15 protein-coding genes are annotated in these 18560 nt (G+C 64.5%); 12 read left to right on the top strand and 3 right to left on the bottom strand.

Annotated features, from left to right (window positions below):
* Positions 1 to 201 precede the first annotated feature (201 nt).
* The 3 genes from QY049_RS08765 to QY049_RS08755 all read left to right on the top strand — a co-directional run bounded on the left by QY049_RS08765 (position 202) and on the right by QY049_RS08755 (position 2579).
* Complete coding sequence (locus tag QY049_RS08765) at positions 202 to 1419, top strand: acyl-CoA dehydrogenase family protein (RefSeq protein WP_258762483.1); 1218 nt, start codon at positions 202 to 204, stop codon at positions 1417 to 1419.
* Between the two features lie 322 nt (positions 1420 to 1741).
* Positions 1742 to 2233: a septal ring lytic transglycosylase RlpA family protein gene (locus QY049_RS08760; protein ID WP_258762482.1), complete on the top strand. Its 492-nt coding sequence runs from the start codon at positions 1742 to 1744 to the stop codon at positions 2231 to 2233.
* A 46-nt stretch (positions 2234 to 2279) separates the two neighbouring features.
* Positions 2280 to 2579, top strand: a complete 300-nt coding sequence (locus QY049_RS08755) for a hypothetical protein (protein WP_258762481.1) — start codon at positions 2280 to 2282, stop codon at positions 2577 to 2579.
* A gap of 595 nt (positions 2580 to 3174) precedes the next feature.
* Here the strand turns inward: QY049_RS08755 and QY049_RS08750 are convergent.
* On the bottom strand, positions 3175 to 3627 hold the full coding sequence (locus QY049_RS08750; RefSeq protein WP_258762480.1) for a low molecular weight phosphatase family protein: 453 nt from the start codon (positions 3625 to 3627) through the stop codon (positions 3175 to 3177).
* A 353-nt stretch (positions 3628 to 3980) separates the two neighbouring features.
* Here QY049_RS08750 and QY049_RS08745 point away from each other — a divergent pair, with 353 nt between their 5' ends.
* Positions 3981 to 5438: a hypothetical protein gene (locus QY049_RS08745; RefSeq protein WP_258762479.1), complete on the top strand. Its 1458-nt coding sequence runs from the start codon at positions 3981 to 3983 to the stop codon at positions 5436 to 5438.
* A 215-nt stretch (positions 5439 to 5653) separates the two neighbouring features.
* Here the strand turns inward: QY049_RS08745 and QY049_RS08740 are convergent, their stop codons facing one another.
* Positions 5654 to 7384: a methyl-accepting chemotaxis protein gene (locus tag QY049_RS08740; protein WP_194476878.1), complete on the bottom strand. Its 1731-nt coding sequence runs from the start codon at positions 7382 to 7384 to the stop codon at positions 5654 to 5656.
* A 220-nt stretch (positions 7385 to 7604) separates the two neighbouring features.
* On the opposite strand from QY049_RS08740, the gene QY049_RS08735 reads away from it, so the two are divergent.
* The 4 genes from QY049_RS08735 (at position 7605) to QY049_RS08720 (ending at position 14100) form a co-directional block, all read left to right on the top strand.
* Positions 7605 to 8987, top strand: a complete 1383-nt coding sequence (locus QY049_RS08735) for an ethanolamine ammonia-lyase subunit EutB (RefSeq protein WP_258762478.1) — start codon at positions 7605 to 7607, stop codon at positions 8985 to 8987.
* A 172-nt stretch (positions 8988 to 9159) separates the two neighbouring features.
* Positions 9160 to 10746 carry a B12-binding domain-containing radical SAM protein gene (locus QY049_RS08730; RefSeq protein WP_194476876.1) on the top strand — a complete coding sequence of 529 codons (1587 nt, stop codon included), beginning with the start codon at positions 9160 to 9162 and terminating at the stop codon, positions 10744 to 10746.
* A complete protein-coding gene (gene eutC, locus QY049_RS08725) occupies positions 10743 to 11528 on the top strand; it encodes an ethanolamine ammonia-lyase subunit EutC (protein ID WP_258762477.1) in 786 nt (261 codons plus the stop codon). The genes QY049_RS08730 and eutC overlap by 4 nt, the downstream gene beginning before the upstream one ends.
* A 205-nt stretch (positions 11529 to 11733) precedes the next feature.
* A complete protein-coding gene (locus QY049_RS08720) occupies positions 11734 to 14100 on the top strand; it encodes an RND family transporter (RefSeq protein ID WP_258762475.1) in 2367 nt (788 codons plus the stop codon).
* An 84-nt stretch (positions 14101 to 14184) separates the two neighbouring features.
* Here QY049_RS08720 and QY049_RS08715 read toward each other — a convergent pair whose 3' ends face one another.
* The gene (locus QY049_RS08715) at positions 14185 to 14682 is read right to left on the bottom strand and encodes a hypothetical protein (RefSeq protein ID WP_194482792.1); all 498 of its coding nucleotides are present in this window, start codon (positions 14680 to 14682) and stop codon (positions 14185 to 14187) included.
* A gap of 481 nt (positions 14683 to 15163) precedes the next feature.
* Here QY049_RS08715 and QY049_RS08710 point away from each other — a divergent pair, with 481 nt between their 5' ends.
* The 4 genes from QY049_RS08710 to hpnE all read left to right on the top strand — a co-directional run bounded on the left by QY049_RS08710 (position 15164) and on the right by hpnE (position 18558).
* Positions 15164 to 15397: a hypothetical protein gene (locus tag QY049_RS08710; protein WP_194476873.1), complete on the top strand. Its 234-nt coding sequence runs from the start codon at positions 15164 to 15166 to the stop codon at positions 15395 to 15397.
* Positions 15398 to 15588: 191 nt separating this feature from the next.
* Positions 15589 to 16473: a squalene synthase HpnC gene (gene hpnC, locus QY049_RS08705; RefSeq protein WP_258762474.1), complete on the top strand. Its 885-nt coding sequence runs from the start codon at positions 15589 to 15591 to the stop codon at positions 16471 to 16473.
* Positions 16463 to 17302, top strand: a complete 840-nt coding sequence (gene hpnD, locus QY049_RS08700; RefSeq protein WP_258762473.1) for a presqualene diphosphate synthase HpnD — start codon at positions 16463 to 16465, stop codon at positions 17300 to 17302. Before hpnC ends, hpnD begins: the two co-directional genes overlap by 11 nt.
* The gene (gene hpnE / locus QY049_RS08695; RefSeq protein WP_301269245.1) at positions 17302 to 18558 is read left to right on the top strand and encodes a hydroxysqualene dehydroxylase HpnE; all 1257 of its coding nucleotides are present in this window, start codon (positions 17302 to 17304) and stop codon (positions 18556 to 18558) included. The genes hpnD and hpnE overlap by 1 nt, the downstream gene beginning before the upstream one ends.
* Positions 18559 to 18560: the final 2 nt, after the last annotated feature.

The raw sequence follows: 18560 nt of genomic DNA, 5'->3' as shown, positions 1-18560 counted from the left end.
CGGTCTATTCTGTTACCCATGTAGCCGGTTAGGACCACTGCACCCTCTCCCCTTGCGGGAGAGGGTGGATGCGCGAAGCGCAGCCGGGTGAGGGGGATTTCTCCGCGAGAGAAATTCGCGCTTGAGTGCGCGGACAGAACCCCTCATCCGGCGCTTCGCGCCACCTTCTCCCACAAGGGGAGAAGGGAAGAGGAGGACACAATGAACTTTCAACACTCCGCCCGTTCGCTGGAATTGCAGGACCGCGTGCGCCAGTTCATGCGGGATCAGGTCGAGCCCGTCGAGGAGCTCTACTACGAGCAAGTAAAGCCGGAAGCCACGCGCTACAAGACGCCGCCTGTGCTGCAGGATCTGAAGCGGCTGGCGCGGGAGCAGGGGCTCTGGAACCTGTTCCTGTCAGGCGAACATGGCCCGGGCCTGACCAATCTCGAATACGCGCCTGTCAAGGAGATCATGGGCCGCATCCTCTGGGCGCCGGAGGTTTTCAATTGCTCCGCTCCCGATGTCGGCAACATGGAGGTGCTGGCGAACTACGGCACCAAGGCGCAGCAGGAGCGCTGGCTGAAGCCGCTGCTGGAGGGACGCATCCGCTCCGGCTTCTCTATGACCGAGCCGCAGGTCGCCTCCAGCGACGCCACCAACATCCAGTGCGCCATCACGCGCGACGGCGACGATTACGTCGTCAACGGTCGCAAATGGTTTACCTCTGGCGCGATGAACGAGGATTGCGAGATCCTGATCGTGATGGGCAAGACCGCCCCTGACGATCCCGATCACCATCGCCAGCAATCGATGATTCTGGTGCCGCGAAACACGCCCGGTGTCCGCATCATCAGGGACATGCTCACCTACGGCTACGACGACGCGCCGGTCGGCCATCCCGAGATCGTCTACGAGAACGTCCGCGTGCCCGCGGAGAACATCCTGCTCGGCGAAGGCCGCGGTTTCGAGATCGCGCAAGGCCGGCTCGGTCCCGGCCGCATCCATCATTGCATGCGGCTGATCGGCTGCGCCCAGCGCGCGCTGGAATTGATGTGCCGGCGTTCGGTCTCGCGCGTCGCCTTCGGCAAGCCGCTCGCCGAGCAGGGCTCGGTGCGTGAGGACATCGCGCATTCCTTCTGCGAGATCGCGCAGGCGCGCCTGCTCACGCTGCAGGCCGCCGACAAGATGGACCGCGAGGGCAACAAGGCCGCGCGCGATCTGATCGCCGCGGCCAAGATTGTGGTGCCCAGCATGGCCGCCCGCGTCATCGATCGCGCCATCCAGATCCACGGCGCGGCCGGCGTCTCGCAGGACACGTTCCTCGCGCGCGCCTATGTTTATGCCCGCTTCATCCGCATCGGCGACGGCCCCGACCAGGTGCATCTCGCCGCCGTCGGCAAGGAGCTGATCAAGCGCGGTGGCGTGATCGGAGGCTAGAGCCTCCCGTTGCAGGACAATCGCATGCACATCTCCTGAGGTTCCGCGCCATTGCGGCTTACGCGAACATTGGACAATGGCCTCATCGCTGAACGCGTAGGAATCCGGGGACCTAGACCCGTGAATCCACGGGTCATGTTGCTGACTCATTCTCTGTCTTAGACAGCGACAACGAAAGCACGCGGGGCCACTCAGGTTCTCGCAACGGTTCCGCGCCCAGCGCGAGTTCGCAAGAGACTGGCACAAGTTCAAAAACGCCGACGCGTTCGCTTGGCCAAGGTCTGCGGCATCAGGAACCGCACGAAAAATCAAAGGAGATCTGATGGTGTTCCGCACGAGCGCCGCAATTTGCGGCGCCCTGGTTGCGCTTGTCGTATCTGTGACAGTTGCCCGTAGTGAAACAAGTGGGGATCATTCAAGCGCCGTCGTCGATGCCGCCTGTGGCGATGCGATCGTTGGCGCAGCATCCACCTACAATCCGTTCAAGCCCGGCAAGGAGGAGGGCGGCCCGAAGACAGCCTCCGGCGAGCGCTATGATCCCGATGTCTGGACAGCCGCCATCAAGACGAGCCTGCGGCAGAAATTTGGCGGAGTCCAATTCGGGGCGCCACCGAAATTTGCGCTCGTCGAGGCCGTCGGCAAGAAGGTCATCGTCAAGATCAATGACGTGGGGCCGCTCAGGCCCGGCCGCATCATCGATCTCAACGAGCGGACCATGCGCCATTTCGATCCGAGCATGGAGCTGGGCGTCATTCCCGACGTCACCGTCAGGCCGCTGGCCGGCCACGATTGGACGCCGGGGCCGGTTGGCTGAACATTCGTTGATCTGGATCAACGAGGCGACAGCGCGGGATGGCGCGATGCGCTCTCCCGTTCGCATCGTTCCGGAGCCCATCATGTGGGTCCTGATGTACGTGTTCTCCTACTCGGTCAGTCCCGCCGCAACAAATGATAGGGCGGAATGGCGTCTGCTGCCGACCGTGGTGTTCCAGGAATTCACCAACGAAGAGCGGTGCAAGGCGGCGAAGTCGGCGCTGGAGGCGAGCTTGGGCCAGGCGGGTGCCAGGCTGAAGAGCGGTCTCGAGGATCTGAAGAGCCTGGGGAAGGCCGACCCCAGTCAGATCATCATCGCCTATAACGTGGAGTGCCTGCCAAAATAGGCTGGCGTCCTCGCTCACCAAGTCTAGTCGTGGCGGCGCACGAAAACCTCGTTCCCGCGATGTCCCCAATTGCCATTTTGGCACAAACTGCACAGACTTGCTGCCTGTCCTAAGCTAGCTTCTTGAGCATGGGCAACGAGTTGATCATACGTGTCGTCGTCGTTGCGGCCGGTGCGTTCACCGTGGCTGCCGTCTCCGCGCTCATCTTCGGCCATTGATCTATCTCAAGTGACGCATCGCGGCCGGGCGTTTCCTGTCGTTGGCAGGAACATGCGTACGGGGTGCAACAATGCGACCGTGGGCTTTGCATTCGCTGGTGTGGGGGCTGACGGCGATCGGCTTGATCGCCATCGTCTCCATGATGCTCTGAGGTCGTTGGCTTTGAGATCGATCCATTGCGACGCGACGGAGTGATGGAGTTCCGCTGGGCGCGACATTTTGTCGGCGGCGAACTCCGTCATCATCTGTTCAAGATTCGCAGTTAGTCTCTGCTTCGACGATTGGTTCGCCGGATGTACGCGGGCTGGATCGCAAGCCTCGGTCCACGTGCCGGGGCTTTTCGTTGTCGAGGCACTTTCAAGCGCCCATGTTTGCGCTACGGCTTGCGGCTTTGCAGGCTCCCGATCAGCAACCCGACGAGATCGTCGATCCTGCCGAGCGCCGTTGGTGGATCGAGGTCCTCGATATCGTCGACGTCCCAATATTCGACACGATCGGCGACGCCGGCAAAGCGGCGCTCGATCATGGGGCGATGCTCGGCGTCCTTCAGCGCGACCACGAGTTCGGCATCGGCAAAGTCGCCGAGCGTGCAGAGCATCGGATCACGCTCCGCGCCATCAGGCGCGATGCCTTTCGCTTGCAGGGCAATCAGCGCGTATGGCGAGATCGGCCCTATATTTTCAGGCGAGAGTTTGTCAGCGACGGCCCGCGAGAAGGCACTCCAACCCAATCCCTCGAGCCTGACGTGATGGTTGAATATCTCTTCGGCGTAGCGGCTTCGATAATAATTGCCGGTGCAGAGAAACAACACGCGATTGGTCTTGCTCATCGAGCCGCGCTTTCACCATCGTCTGCCGCGGCCTCATAGGGCCTGGCGTTTCCAAACAGGCTAGCACGTGATTTCGCCGGTGGATATTTGGGACCGGGCAGGTTCGCCGATCCGATAGTCGGATCGCGTTGGCAGGCCGGCTGGGCAATCCTATCCCACCCGCACCTCGACCCACTGGCGATGGCACCGCCTTCAGGCATCGTAGGACAATAGTAACGGCTCCGGGTTGAGAATGGTGGCGATCGCCATCTGCTGGGATCGACATCCGCACGACCGTACGTCCCGCCGCACGGTTTTGAACCGCGCCGCAAAGAGGAGCCGGGACTCTGGGGACGCCAGCAAGCAATTTCGACATGAAGCGGCAATGGATGGTCGCAGCTGCGATTGTCCTGGCGGCCGCGCTCGTCCAGATTCCGCTCGTCCTCAACGCGGATCTGGCCTGCCTGCTCACCCTGGACGAAAAGATCCTCGACGGCCGAAAGCTCGGGATTGATCTGTTCGAGTTGAATCCGCCGCTGTCGGTCTACATGTACATGCCGGCAGCGTGGCTTGCGCGGTCCATCGGTGTTGCACCCGAATTGGTCGTGATCATTCTGGTGGTCATCGAGATCGTCGTCGCGCTCATTGTGGTCGACCGCGCAAACGTCGCAGCCGAGTTGGGAATGGAAGAGAGAACTCTCTTCCTGTGGTCGTTCGCATTCCTGCTCGCGCTTCTCCCCGGCGCCGTATTCGGACAGCGGGAACACATCGCGGTCGCGGCGTTGACCCCGTTCGTCGCCGTCACGGCGCTGCGCTGGCGCGGTCTCGGTCCCGGGCGGACGACGGTCGTCGCGGGACTTGGAGCGGGGCTGGCCATGAGCATCAAGCCCTTTTTTGCGCTGGTGGTCGGACTTCCGATCATCGCCAGTGTCGTCCGCCAGCGCTCGCTCAGGCCGTTGCTGACCCCCGAAGCGTGCAGCGCCGCGATCGTCGTCATCGGCTACGGCGCGATCGTCGCGACCGTCTTTGCCGACTATCTCTCCCTCTATGCGCCGATGGTGGCCGAGGCGTATCTGCCGATCAGGAAGGGGCTGGGCGGCCTGCTTCCTCTCCCGATCGTCGTGATCGGCGCTTCGATCGCGTTCCTGCGCCTGTTGGCTCCGCGGCAATTCAGGATCACGGGCGATGCAACTCCGTGGCTCGCAGCGTCGATTGGCGGAGCCGCGACCTTGCTGCTTCAAGGCAAGAGCTGGCCCTATATGGCTTTCGGGTTGTGCACATTCGCCATTGCGGCGCCGCTACTGCAGGTCAGCACCCGCACATTGCGGAAGTCAGTGGCGATTGGCGGCGCTGCGGCGATTGTCCTGATCGCGGCCTATCTGTCCTCGCCGTCCCCCGGGTTTCCGCCGCTGGCGGAGCGTATCCAGGCGCTCGTGAAGCATCCGCGGCTGTTGACGATCACCGACCATGTCGGGCTGAGCCATCCGCTCGTGCGTCAAATCGGCGGCGCCTGGGTCGGCAGCTCCTGCGGCGCGCAGCTGCTCGCGAGCGGCGCAATGCTGCGCGAGAGCAGTTCGCAGCTGGCGGACGCCGAGCGCGCCAGGCTGGACGGCATCATCAAGTTCGAGCGGCGGCATTTGCTGGAGGACATACGCAAGGGGCGCCCGAACATCATCCTCGTGGATACCTATCTGCTGAGTTCATTTCCGTTCGATTGGCTGGCCTGGGCCAATGCTGATCCGGAGCTCCGTGCGGAGCTCAGTCGCTATCGCGAGGCCGAGGACGTCGGCCGTGTCAGGATATTGGTCGATCGATCGTATCAGGACCAATGACCGGCGGGGCAGGGTGCGAAAAACGCGCCATCGTCATGGTGACATCATGCCGGTGTTTTGCCCGACGGGTCAAGTTTATTTCGCAAAATCCGTAAAGCTCCCATGCGCGGGGCGAGCCCCTGAAAAGGCTCGCCTCGCCTACTGTGCATGGGGTTGTTTTCGCGTTTCCGGTTCGAGCGCGCCCGGCCCGAGCCTTGTCAGCGGCGGCCGGGCCGTCATCCCGCCTTGGCGATGCGGCTGTCCGCGCGCAGGTCCTGGAAGAACTTTTCCACCTCGCGCGAGAGCGTGTCCGCGGTCGCGGTCAGGCTGCTCGCCGCCGTCAGCACGGACGTCGCCGCCGTGTCGGTCTCGCCGATGGCATCGCGCAGCGAGGTGATGTTGGCGACCAGCGTCTCGTTGCCCAGGGCTGCGCTCTGCGCATTGGAGGAGATCTCGCGCGTCGCCTGGTCCTGCTGGCCGACGGCGCCTGCGATCGCCGAGGTGACCTCGTTGATCTCGCGCACCGCGCCGCCGATCTCGCGCACGGCATCGACCGCGTTGCGGGTGGAGGACTGGATCATCGCGACGTTCTCGCTGATGTCGGCGGTCGCCTTCGCGGTCTGGCCTGCGAGCGCCTTGACTTCGTGGGCGACCACGGCAAAGCCGCGGCCGGCCTCACCGGCACGGGCGGCCTCGATGGTGGCGTTGAGCGCAAGCAGATTGGTCTGCTCGGCAATCGTCTGAATGAGGGTCAGCACGCCGTCGATGCGCTGCGTGGCGGCGGCGAGGCTCTCGATCTCGGCGATCGACTTTTCGGTGCGCTGGCCGGTCTGCTCGACCGCGCCCGCGCTCTGCCGCACCTGCCGGCCGATCTCCTCGACGGAGGCCGAGAGCTCCTCGGCGGCGCCTGCGACCGCGGTGACGTTGTGCGAGGCCTGCTCGCTGGCGTTCGCCGCCATGCCGGCGCGCCCGCTCGCATCCGCGGTGACGCGGGTGATGGTCTGCGCGGTTTCGCGCATGACCGAGGCGTTGTCGCTGAGGCCCCGCATGATCGCGCCGATCGCTTCGCGAAACGCCTCGACGGAGTGCTCGATGTGGCGCGCGCGCTCTTCGCGTGCGGCCGAATCCTGCGAGACCTGCGAGGCGAGGTTGCGGTTGCGGCCCATCGCGTCCTGGAACACTTCGATGGCGCGGGCGAGCGCGCCGATCTCGTCGGCCCGGCCGGCGTGCGGCACCACCACGTTTTCGGCGCCGTCGGCGACCTGCTTGATGGTCGCGGTGATCGCGGCGAGCGGCCGGGCGATCGAGCGGGCGATGATGATGATTCCGATCACCACCAGCGCCAGCGCCACGCCGCCGAGGCAGGTCAGCACGAAGGACAGGGTGCGGTTGGTCTCGGTTTCGCGCGTGATCTGCCTTGCACGCTCGGCATAGACCTTGGACAGCGCCTCGAGGTCCTTGTTCAGCGCCGAGCGTACGGCGCGGTTGGCGTCGTTGTCGCCCCATTCGCGCCCCGCGGCGGCATTGATCTCGACGCCGCGGCGCACCAGCTCCTTGCGGAAGTCGACGAACTGCTCGATGCGCTTCTTGAAGGTGGCGAACTGCTCGGCGTCGTCAGCCTGGACGATGCTCTCCCAGCCCTTCACGACGCCCAGGATCCGATTGTTGAGCTTGAGCAGGCCGTCGCCGTATTTCTTCACCACGGCCGGTTCGGTCGACATGTAGATGCCGCGCGACTCCATCACGACCGCATAGACCAGCGAGTTGACGCGCTCGACGTTGAGCGCGGCCGCGTTGGCCGTCTCGATCGCGCTGGTCAATTCGGCGCCGCGGCGACTGTTGTAGTCGGACAGCATCGCGATCGCCGCCGTCAGCAGGGCGAACAGCGCGAAGATCGCATAGAGCTTGATGGCCAGCGTGAAACGGCCTGCCAGGCCGGCAGTATTCCCAGATCGATTGACTTGCATGGTGTTCAGGGCCCGAGTGGCCGGGAGCGGCCGGTGCGCGCGGTCGAATGAAATTGATACAAAACTATGCAGAATGAAGATGGACGTGGCGTTAACGCGGCGGTTGGCCCCCTTCGTTCCTGGCCGAAGGAAAGGTAAGATATTTCAGCGTCTTGATACGAAGGTATAGTCTCGAGATCGCTTGGAGTCGGTCACTGGCCGACGAATCCCGGAGGGGCCTTTGGTCTACCGCCACGCCATCGACGCCACGACCTACACCTTCCCCGACCTGCGCGACCTGCTCGCCAAGGCGGCGCCGCCGCGCTCCGGCGACCGGCTGGCCGGCATTGCCGCTGGCAGCGCCGAGCAGATGATCGCCGCGCGAATGGCCCTGGCGGACGTTCCCTTAAGTCAGTTCCTGAACGAAGCCGTCATCCCCTATGAGGCCGACGAGGTCACCCGTCTCGTCATCGACAGCCATGACGCCAAAGCCTTTGCGCCCGTGGCCTCGCTGACTGTCGGAGCCTTCCGCGACTGGCTGCTGTCGGATGCCGCCACGCCGGAGTCCCTGCGCAAGCTCGCGACCGGCATCACGCCGGAGATGGCGGCCGCAGTCTCGAAGCTGATGCGCAACCAGGACCTGATCCTGGCGGCGCGGAAATGCCGGGTCACGACCGCCTTCCGCAATACCATCGGCCTGAAGGGCCGGATGAGCACGCGGCTTCAACCGAACCATCCCTTCGACGATGCCAGGGGCATCACCGCCTCGATCCTCGACGGCCTGCTGCTCGGGGCCGGCGATGCCTGCATCGGCATCAATCCTGCGAGCGACGATCCGGCCGTGATCGCGCAATTGCTGCGGCTCCTGGACGAGATCATCGCGCGGCTGAAAATCCCGACGCAGGGATGCGTGCTGACCCATGTCACGACGACGTTGTCGCTGATCGGGCAGGGCGTGCCCATCGACCTCGTCTTCCAGTCGGTCGCCGGCACCGAGGCCGCCAACCGCAGCTTCGGCATCGACCTCGCTCTGCTGAAGGAGGCGCACGACGCCGGCCTGTCGCAGAAGCGCGGGACGGTCGGCGAGAACGTCATGTATTTTGAAACCGGCCAGGGCTCGGCGCTGTCGGCGGGTGCGCATCACGGCGTCGACCAGCAGACCTGCGAGGCGCGTGCCTATGCGGTCGCCCGCGCGTTCGCGCCATTGCTGGTCAACAGCGTGGTCGGCTTCATCGGTCCGGAATATCTCTACGACGGCAAGGAGATCATCCGGGCGGGGCTGGAAGACCATTTTTGCGGCAAGCTGCTCGGCCTGCCGCTCGGCATCGACATCTGCTACACCAACCATGCCGAGGCGGACCAGGACGACATGGACAATCTGCTGACGCTGCTCGCCGCTGCCGGCGTCACTTTCATCATGGGTGTCCCCGGCGCCGACGACGTCATGCTGAACTACCAGTCCACCTCCTTCCACGACGCGCTCTATGTCCGCGAGGTCTTCGGTGCGGCCCGCGCGCCCGAGTTCGACGACTGGCTGGTTCGGAGCGGAATTGCCGGCGCCGACTTCCGGCTTGCCGGTGACGCAGGCCTGTTGCCCGATTTTGCCTCCCGCCTGATCGCGTAGCGCGAAAACCGGCTAAAAAACTTCCGCCCGCCGGCGTGAACCGGGGAAACCATTGGCGCGTCTCAAGAATTAGTTCGGTGCCACAATATTGAGGAATTCCGGTCGCAGCGTTACGCTATGTATCTGGAGACCTCGTCAGTACCGTTCTTGGAACGTGGTTGGGGGAAGTTCGATGCGCGCTGAAAGCAACGGAACGAGCCGGCATATTCTCTGTGTCTTTCCGCGTTACACCTCGTCGTTCGGAACTTTCGAGCACGCCTATCCGCTGACCGACGGCGTCCGCGCCTTCATGCCGCCGCAGGGTCTGCTGCTGCTCGCGGCCTATCTGCCGAAGGAGTGGCAGGTCAAATTCGTCGACGAGAATCTCCGCAGCACCACGAAGGAGGAGTTTGAATGGGCGGAGGCCGTCTTCGTCAGCGGCATGCACATCCAGCGCCAGCAGATGAACGACATCTGCCGCCGCGCCCATGAATTCGACCTGCCGGTTGCGCTCGGCGGCCCCTCGGTCAGCGCGTGCCCCGACTACTATCCGTCGTTCGACTATCTCCATGTCGGCGAGCTCGGCGACGCCACCAATCAGCTGCTCGAAATCCTGTCGCGCGACACCTCGCGCCCCGAGCAGCAGGTCGTGCTCACGACCAAGGACCGCGTGCCGATGACGGAGTTTCCGATCCCGGCCTATGAGCTCGCCGACGTGAAGCGCTACTTCCTCGGCAGCATCCAGTATTCCAGCGGCTGTCCCTATGAGTGCGAGTTCTGCGACATCCCCGGCCTTTATGGCCGCAATCCGCGTATCAAGGCGCCGGAACAAATCATCGCCGAGCTCGACCGCCTGCGCGAATGCGGCATGACCGACACGGTCTACTTCGTCGACGACAATTTCATCGGCAACCGCAAGGCGGCGATGGATCTGCTGCCGCATCTGATCGAATGGCAGAAGAAGACCGGCTATGTGATGCGGCTTGCCTGCGAGGCGACGCTCAACATCGCCAAGCGGCCGGAGATTCTCAAGAAGATGCGTGAGGCTTACTTCATCACGATCTTCTGCGGCATCGAGACACCGGACCCGGACGCGCTGAAGGCGATGCACAAGGACCACAACATGATGGTCCCGATCCTCGAAGGCGTGCGCACCATCAACTCCTACGGCATGGAGGTGGTGTCCGGCATCATCATGGGGCTCGACACCGACAAGCCGAACACGTCGGATGCGCTGCTGGCCTTCGTCGAGGAGTCCAGGATTCCGCTGCTCACCATCAACCTGCTTCAGGCGCTGCCGAAGACGCCCCTGTGGGACCGACTGGCAAAGGAAGGGCGTCTGGTCGACGATGAGGGGCGCGATTCCAACGTCGACTTCCTGCTGCCTTACGACGAGGTCGTCGCATCCTGGAAGCACGCCATGAGCGTGGCCTACGAGCCCGAGAAGGTTTACGAACGCTTCCAGTATCAATGTGACAACGTCTATGTGCACCGCCTGAAGATGCCGGTGCCGGACGAGATGAAGACCTGGCCGAACATCAAGCGCGGCCTCGTCATGCTGCGCAACATCTTCTGGAAGGTCGGCGTGCTCGGCGACTACAGGCGCGTGTTCTGGAAATTCGCGCTGGGGCGGCTCCGGCGCGGTGACATGGAGGGCCTGATCGGCTGCACCATGATCGCGCATCATCTCATCACCTTCGCGCGCGCGGCCACGAGCGGCAGGCAGAACGCCTCGAACTATTCGATCCGGCTGCGCGAAGCGTCCGTTCCCGCCGAATGAGCGACAAGCCCGTTCCGGCCCGCCCGACCGTCGACTTGAAATCGTTCACGCCTGCGCGCGTCGCGCTTGGGCGGAGCGGCGCGAGCCTGCCGACAAAACCGCTGCTCGATTTCACGCTGGCCCACGCCCGCGCCCGCGATGCCGTGCATGCCGTCTTCGACGCGCCGCATCTGGCGGCCGGGGTGAGGGCGCTCGGCCTTGCGGTCGCCGAGGTCAGGAGCCGGGTCGCCGATCGCGCAGATTATCTGCGCCGGCCGGATCTCGGACGGCAGCTCGATGCCGCTTCCGCTGCGGCGCTGGCGGATGGCATCACAGCGCCGTGCCAGCTTGCGATCGTCATCGGCGATGGATTGTCGGCCGCCGCGATCCACGCCCATGCCGTCGCGCTGCTGCAAAGCCTGCTGCCGCTGCTGGGCGCGGGCGAGGCTGTCGCGATCGACCACGTCGTCGTCGCCTCAGGCGCGCGAGTTGCGCTCGGCGACGAGATCGGGGCTATCATCGGCGCCCGCATGGTTTTGATGCTGATCGGCGAGCGGCCGGGCCTGTCGGCGCCCGACAGCCTCGGGGCCTATCTGACCTTCGCGCCAAGGCCCGGCCTGACCGATGCCGGGCGCAACTGCGTGTCGAACATCCACAAGGCTGGGTTGAGCCATGACGAGGCGGCCCACAAGATTGCCTGGCTCGTCCGCGAAGGGCTGGCGCGGGAGGTCACCGGTGTGGCGCTCAAGGACGAGAGTGCCGACCGTGCGCCGCGTCGAATTGGCACGGCTTTGCCCGAATGACGGGCATTCCGGCAAAATCGCCGCATCTTGATTGATTCGGAGACCGCCGGTGTGCTTGCGAGAGGGGTGATTGACCTGCTAAACCGCTGCCGGCGATTTTCCGCGCATTTTCAACGGGCAAGCCTCCCATTGGTATGGCGTTTTCAAGCCGTTCGCGCGGCGCAATAAGCTCACAGCTAGAGCCGATTTAGGAACTGGACAAGGCATGCTCGAAAAGCACAGCGAGAGTGAGGTTCATGTCGACAAGGTCGAACAGGGGCCCGCGTCCTCCATTGCCTTCGGGCTTGAGCGTCTCGGGCTGATCGCCGTCCGCGCACCGATCGTCTCCTGCATCATCCTGCTGGCGCTGATCGTCGGTGCCGTGTTCGGCATCGAGCGGATCAAGATCGACGATTCGCTGTCGCAGCTGTTCCGCTCCAACACCCGCGAATTCCGCCAGTACGAAGAGGTGACCAAGAAGTTCCCGGCCGAGGAATTCGACGTCCTCGTCGTGGTCGAGGGCAAGACCCTGCTGGCGCGGAATAACCTCGAGAAGCTGCGCGACTTCGTCACGGATCTGCAACTGGTCGAGGGTACCCGCGGCCTGGTCTCGCTGTTCTCGGCGCGCCAGGCGCCGGCGCCGGGCAAGCTGCCGGCCGCGCTGTTCCCGGCCGAACTGCCCGAGGGCGCGGCCTATGACCGATTCATCGAAACAGTCAAAAACAACGAGATCATCCGCGGCAAGCTGCTGTCGGAGGACGGCACGCTCGCGCTGATCGTGCTCTCGCTCGATCCGGATGTGGTCGCCTCCAGCAAGCTCGGCAAGACCGTCGGCGACATCCGCGCGCTGATGAAGGAAGATCTTGGCGACACCGGGCTCAGCGTGCAGCTCTCCGGCGTGCCGGTGATGCAGCTCGAAATCCGCAACGCGGTCGAGCGCGACGGCCTCACCTACAACATTCTCGGCATCCTCGCCGGCTGCATCATCGCGATCATCTTCTTCCGCAAGATATCGTTCATGGTAGTGGCGGCGTTTCCGCCCATGATCGCGATCCTGATCGCGCTCGGCGCGCTCGGCTGGGCCAATTTCAATCTCAACATGTTCCTGAACGTGATGACGCCGCTCATCATGGTGATCTCGTTCTCGGACTCGATGCAGCTGACCTTCGCCGCGCGCGACCGGCTGATCGCGGGCCAGGACAAGTTCACCGCGTTCAAGAACGCGGTGCTGGTGGTCGGCCCGGCCTGCGTGCTGACGCACGGTACCGCCGGCATTTCCTTCATCGCGCTGCAGTTCTCCGATTCGGATCTGATCCGCAAGTTCGGCGAGGCGGGGCTCGCCGCGACCATCATCGCGCTTGTGACGGTGCTGTCGCTGGTGCCGGTGTTCGGCGTGCTGTTCGTGCGCAACGAGAAGGTCTTTGCGGTCAAGTTCCAGAGCGCCGATGCCGGCGTGCAGGCGCTGCGCAATTTCTGCTACTGGATCGCGGTGCGCATGGTCGGCCGGCCCGGCCTGTTCAGCCTGATCGCACTGCTGTTCGTCGCCAGCCTCGGCGTCGTCTACGCCAATCTTCAGCCGCGCTACCGGCTCGCCGACCAGGTGCCCGACAAGCGTCAGGCGGTGGCCGCCAGCAACCGGCTCGACGCCAAGCTGACCGGCGCCAATCCGGTCAACGTCCTGATCCAGTTCCCCAAGGGTGAATCGCTCTATTCGCCGGAGACGCTGCAAACCATCGCCGACGTCCACGCGACCGTGGAGAAGGCGGCCGGCGTCGGCAATGTCTGGTCGCTGGAGACGCTGCGCCGGTGGCTCGCCGAAAAGGCCGGCAGCGACGACGTCGCGACCCTGAAGGAATACGTCAACGTCATTCCCGAGCATCTGGTGCGGCGCTTCATCGACGCCCAGCAGGACGCGGTGGTCGTGGCCGGCCGCGTGCCGGACAAGGACTCCAGCCAGCTCCTGCCGATCGTCGACAAGCTCGACACCGAGCTCGACGCCGTCCGCAAGAAGCATCCCGGCTACGAGATCGCCGTCACGGGTCTTGCCGCCATCGCCGCGCGCAACTCGGCCGGCATGATCGAGAAGCTGAACCGCGGCCTCACCGTCGAATTCGCGCTGGTCGCGATCTTCATCGGTCTCGCCTTCCGCTCCTGGGTGGTGATGTTCGCCTGCATCCTGCCGGGCATCTTCCCGGTGGTGATGTCGGGAACCGTGCTGTGGGCGATGGGCGAGGGGCTGCAATTCGCCAGCGTGGTAGCGCTCACCGTCTCGTTCGGCCTTGGCCTGTCCGCAACCATCCACTTCCTCAACCGCCTGCGGCTCGAGAGCAAGCCCGGCGTCGGTTCGGCACTCGCGGTGGAGCGCGCGACCGTGCTGGTCGGCCCGGCGCTGATCCTGACCACGGTGGTGCTGGCCTGCGGCCTCGTGGTCACGGTCTTCTCGGACCTGCCGTCGCTGCGGCTGTTCGGCTGGCTCAGTGCCTTCTCGATGGTGGCGGCCTTGGTCGCCGACCTCTTCATCCTGCGTCCGACCGCGATGTGGCTGATCAATCTGCACGCCAGGCTTCAGGGCCCGGATAAGCCGGCGATCTGAGCGGGGGCGACACGTTCTCGACAGCAAAAAGCCCCCGGCTCGCGAAAACCGGAGGCTTTATTTATTTCGAGGCAGAGAGGGCGATCAGCCCTTCGTCATCGTGATGTTGACGCCGCGGATCTCGCCCTTGGAGGAGATCTGCACCGTCTGCTTGGTGCCGTTGGTGCGCAGCGTCAGGTTGGCGGCAAAGCCGTTGGCCTCGACGAACACGTCGATCTGGCCGCCGCCGGCGGTGCCCTGCAGATTGCCGAAGATGTTGCGGCTGGCCTCGCTCCAATTGCCGGAGATACGGTCACCCTGGCTCGTCACGTCGCTGGTGAGGTCGAATTTGTAGCTGTCGGAGGCGCAGTGCAGCGCCTGCTTGAGGCTGAGGCCGGTGCCGGCAACCTTGTAGTCCGCCTTGCAGCGGATGCGCTCGGTCGAGCCGTCCGACAGCGACACCGTGCCGGTGCCGGTCCACGCGCCGTCGAAACCGGCGAACGGCCCGGACGACTGAGCGTGGCTTGCCGCAACTGAGAAGAGCAGCGCCGCACCAATGCCGGCCGCCTTGATTGCCAGTTCAGATCGCCCAAGGAATTTCATCATCAATATCCCGTTTTGGAATGACGCCCGCGCATTGCAGGGGTCTCGCCGCATCGAAAGTTTAGTGTTGCGAGCCTGTCTCAGGTTCAAGCGGCTGGGTCCGGCTCGGAACCCGACCGCCCGCGATGTCAGGCTCGCAAAGCGCTGTTGCCACGGGTCCGGCCCCGGATTCTCTCTGTTTCCATGTGTTTCCGGCCGAGGCGGCCGGCCGGACAGATGCAGCTCTGCAACAGGTATGCAGTAAAACGCCGCCTGTCCGAATTATGACGTAGTATCAAACCCTTACATCTGCCAATGAAGGTCGAGGGAAGACCTGATTTGGTCGGTGCGGCACCAATTTGGCCGCATTTACCAGCGCTTGTGGCCTTCTCCGGTACCGCTCGCTTCCCGCGGTAACTTGCCATCAGAACATTCCGTTCCCGTCGTCCGCCCTGTGCTGTCCGGGATTGGTGCGATTCTGCCGTCAGAATGAAGGAATACAATGCGTAAGCTTCTCGTCGCTCTCACCGTGCTGTCGGCAACCCTGTCCACGGCTGCGTTTGCCCAGCAGGGACGTGGCACGGACGCCGAGCAGAAGGCCTGCACGCGCGACGTGCAGAAGTTCTGCCGTCCGGTTATCGACCAGGGCGATTTCACCATCCTGGCCTGCCTCAAGGAGAATCGGGCCAAGATCTCGCAGGGCTGCGACCAGGTCCTGAAGAACCATAACCAGTAAGCTCGGCCACTGGCCCACAAAGGCGGCCCCAGGGCCGCCTTTTCAGGCCGGATCAGGAAGGGCTGCCATCGCGCGACAGGATTGGTTTTGCGGCCGTATTCCCCTATATGGGGGCCGCGGCGGCGTCGCCGGCACGAGCCCGCGCGAACGCAAAAGCCCTTCCTGTCCAAACGATTGTTGATCAGCCCTCGATGACCTCTGCGAGCGAATTGCGATCCGGCAAAGGTGACCGCGACGAGAATTTCCCCGTCGCGTCCTGGATCATTCATCCGCGTCATCGCGCCCTGATCCTGGCGTACTACAATTTCGTCCGGACCGCCGACGACATCGCCGATCACGCGACCCTGCCGGCGGACGAAAAGCTTCGCTATCTCGACCTGCTCGAGGCGGAACTGCTCGGCACGGGCGACACCCAGGCCGAGGCCGTCGCGCTGCGGCGTGCGCTCGCCGAACGCGGCATGGCACCGCGCCACGCGCTCGACGTACTCATCGCGTTCCGCATGGACGTGACCAAGCTCCGCTACGAAAACTGGGACGAAGTGATCCATTATTGCCGCTATTCGGCGATGCCGGTCGGCCGCTTCATGCTCGACGTTCATGGCGAGAGCACCGCGACCTGGGCAGCGTCGGACGCGCTCTGCGCCGGCCTCCAGATCAACAACCATCTCCAGGATTGCGGCAAGGATTATCGCGAGCTCAACCGCGTCTACCTGCCGCGCGATGCCCTGGCTGCAAGCGGCGCCTCGGTCGAACAGCTCGGCCTTGCGCAGTCGCCGCCGGCGATGCTGGCCTGTCTTCAGGGGCTCGCCGTGCGCAACGAAGCGCTGCTCGGCGAAGGCAGGTCGCTGAGCGGCGAGATCCGGGATGTCCGCCTCGGTATCGACGTCGCGGTGATCCAGGCTTATGCCGATCGCATCGTGCGCCTCTTGAAGGTGCGCGATCCCTTGCGCGAGCGCGTGCACCTGAACAAGTTCGAGCTGCTCGTTTTCAGCCTTGCCGGCATCGTCGGTGAAATCGGCCGCCGTGCGATCGGCCGCAAGGCCATCTCGAATCCGGGGACTGCCCATGACGCTTGAGGCGACCGCGCCCGGCGCCAATTACGGCTCGTCCGCATCGAACAGCTCCTTCTACGCTGCGATGCGCATCCTGCCGCGCGACCAGCGCGAGGCGATGTTCCAGATCTACAGCTTCTGCCGCCAGGTCGACGACATCGCCGATTCCGACGGCCCGCGCGACGAGCGGCTCGCCGCGCTCCAGGAATGGCGCAACGACATCGACGCGCTCTATCAGGGCAATCCGCCGCCGCGCCTGAAGGACTACGTCGCCTCGGTGAAGACCTTCGGTCTGAAGCGCGAGGATTTCCTCGCCATCGTCGACGGCATGGAAATGGACGTGCCGCAGGACATCCGCGCGCCCGACATGGCGACGCTGGATCTCTACTGCGATCGCGTCGCCAGCGCCGTGGGACGCTTGTCGGTGCGGGTGTTCGGCCTGCCCGAAGACGACGGCATCCTGCTCGCCTATCACCTCGGCCGCGCGCTCCAGCTCACCAACATCCTGCGCGACATCGACGAGGACGCCGGTCTCGGCCGGCTCTATCTGCCGCGCGAGGCGCTGCTGCATGCCGGCATCACCTCCGACGATCCGAACCGCGTCACCGCCGAGCGTGCGCTGCCAAAGGTCTGCCTGCCGCTGACGCAGCGCGCGAAAGCGCATTTCGAGAAGTCGGACGAGATCATGAACCGCAACAGGCGCCGTGCCGTGCGCGCGCCGCGGATCATGTCGAAGTACTATCATTCCATTCTGGACCTCCTGATCGCGCGCGGCTTCAACGCGCCGCGCGAGCCGGTGCGTGTGTCGAAGGTCACGCGCATCTTGATCCTGCTCCGTTACGCTTTCATCTGATGCAAAACACAGCTCACATCATCGGCGCTGGAATTTCCGGCCTCTCCGCCGCTGTGCGGCTCGCCAATGCCGGCTACAAGGTCGCCGTGCACGAGGCGACGCACCAGGCCGGCGGCCGCTGCCGCTCGTATTTCGACGGCGCCACCAATCTCACCATCGACAACGGCAATCATCTGCTGTTGTCCGGCAACAGCCACGCGCGCGCCTATGCGCGCTCGATCGGCACCGAAGCCGGCCTCGTCGGCCCCGAGAGCGCTCAGTTTCCCTTCGTCGACATCAAGACCGGTCAGCGCTGGCAGATCGATCTCGGCACCGGCCGGTGGCCGACCTGGGTGTTCGACGAGGGTCGCCGCGTGCCCGACACGGGCCTCACCGATTATCTCAAGCTGGCGCCGCTGGTCTGGGCGTCGGAACAGACGCTGGTCGGCAAGTCCATTCCTTGCGAAGGCACGCTCTATCATCGCCTGGTGCAGCCGCTGCTGCTCGCGGCGCTCAACGTCGATCCTCCCGAAGGCTCGGCCGGGCTTGCCGGCGCGATCGTGCGCGAGACGCTGCTTGCAGGCGGGCAGGCCTGCCGTCCGCTGATCGCGCGCGACGGCCTCAGCGCCGTGCTGATCGAGCCTGCCGTGAAATTTTTGGCTGAGCGTGGCCACACCGTTCAGCTCGGCCATGAGCTGCGCTCGTTCGTCACGACTGACGGCAAGGTCAGCGCGCTGAACTTCGGTGGCGAGGACGTGATCCAGCTTGGCGTTGGCGACGTGATCGTGATGGCGGTGCCGCCGCGCGCGGCCACGAGCCTGCTGCCGGGCTTGACGGCGCCGACCGAATTCCGCGCCATCGTCAATGCGCATTTCCGCATCACGCCGCCGCCGGGCTCGGCGCCGATCCTGGGCGTGATCGGCGGCGTGGTGGAATGGCTGTTCGCCTTCCCGAACCGGCTGTCCGTCACCATCAGCAATGGCGACCGCCTGGTCGACATGCCGCGCGAGGAACTGGCGCAGGCGATCTGGAACGACGTCTGCGCGGCCGGCGGTGTCTCCGGCGAGCTGCCGCCGTGGCAGATCGTGCGCGAGCGCCGTGCCACATTTGCGGCAACGCCGGCGCAGAACGCCCTGCGTCCAGGGCCGGTCACGTCGCTGAAAAACCTGTTCCTCGCCGGTGACTGGACTGCTACGGGATTGCCTGCAACGATCGAGGGATCGGTCCGGTCAGGCGATCGCGCCGCGGATCTGGTGCTGGCCGCCAAAGGATCCTGACA

Origin of the sequence: Bradyrhizobium sp. WYCCWR 13022, from assembly GCF_030435535.1 — a bacterium.
In the GTDB taxonomy this organism is placed as follows: Bacteria; Pseudomonadota; Alphaproteobacteria; order Rhizobiales; family Xanthobacteraceae; genus Bradyrhizobium.
The sequence above is the reverse complement of the archived record's forward strand: the minus strand, read 5'-3'. Positions and strand labels throughout refer to the sequence as shown.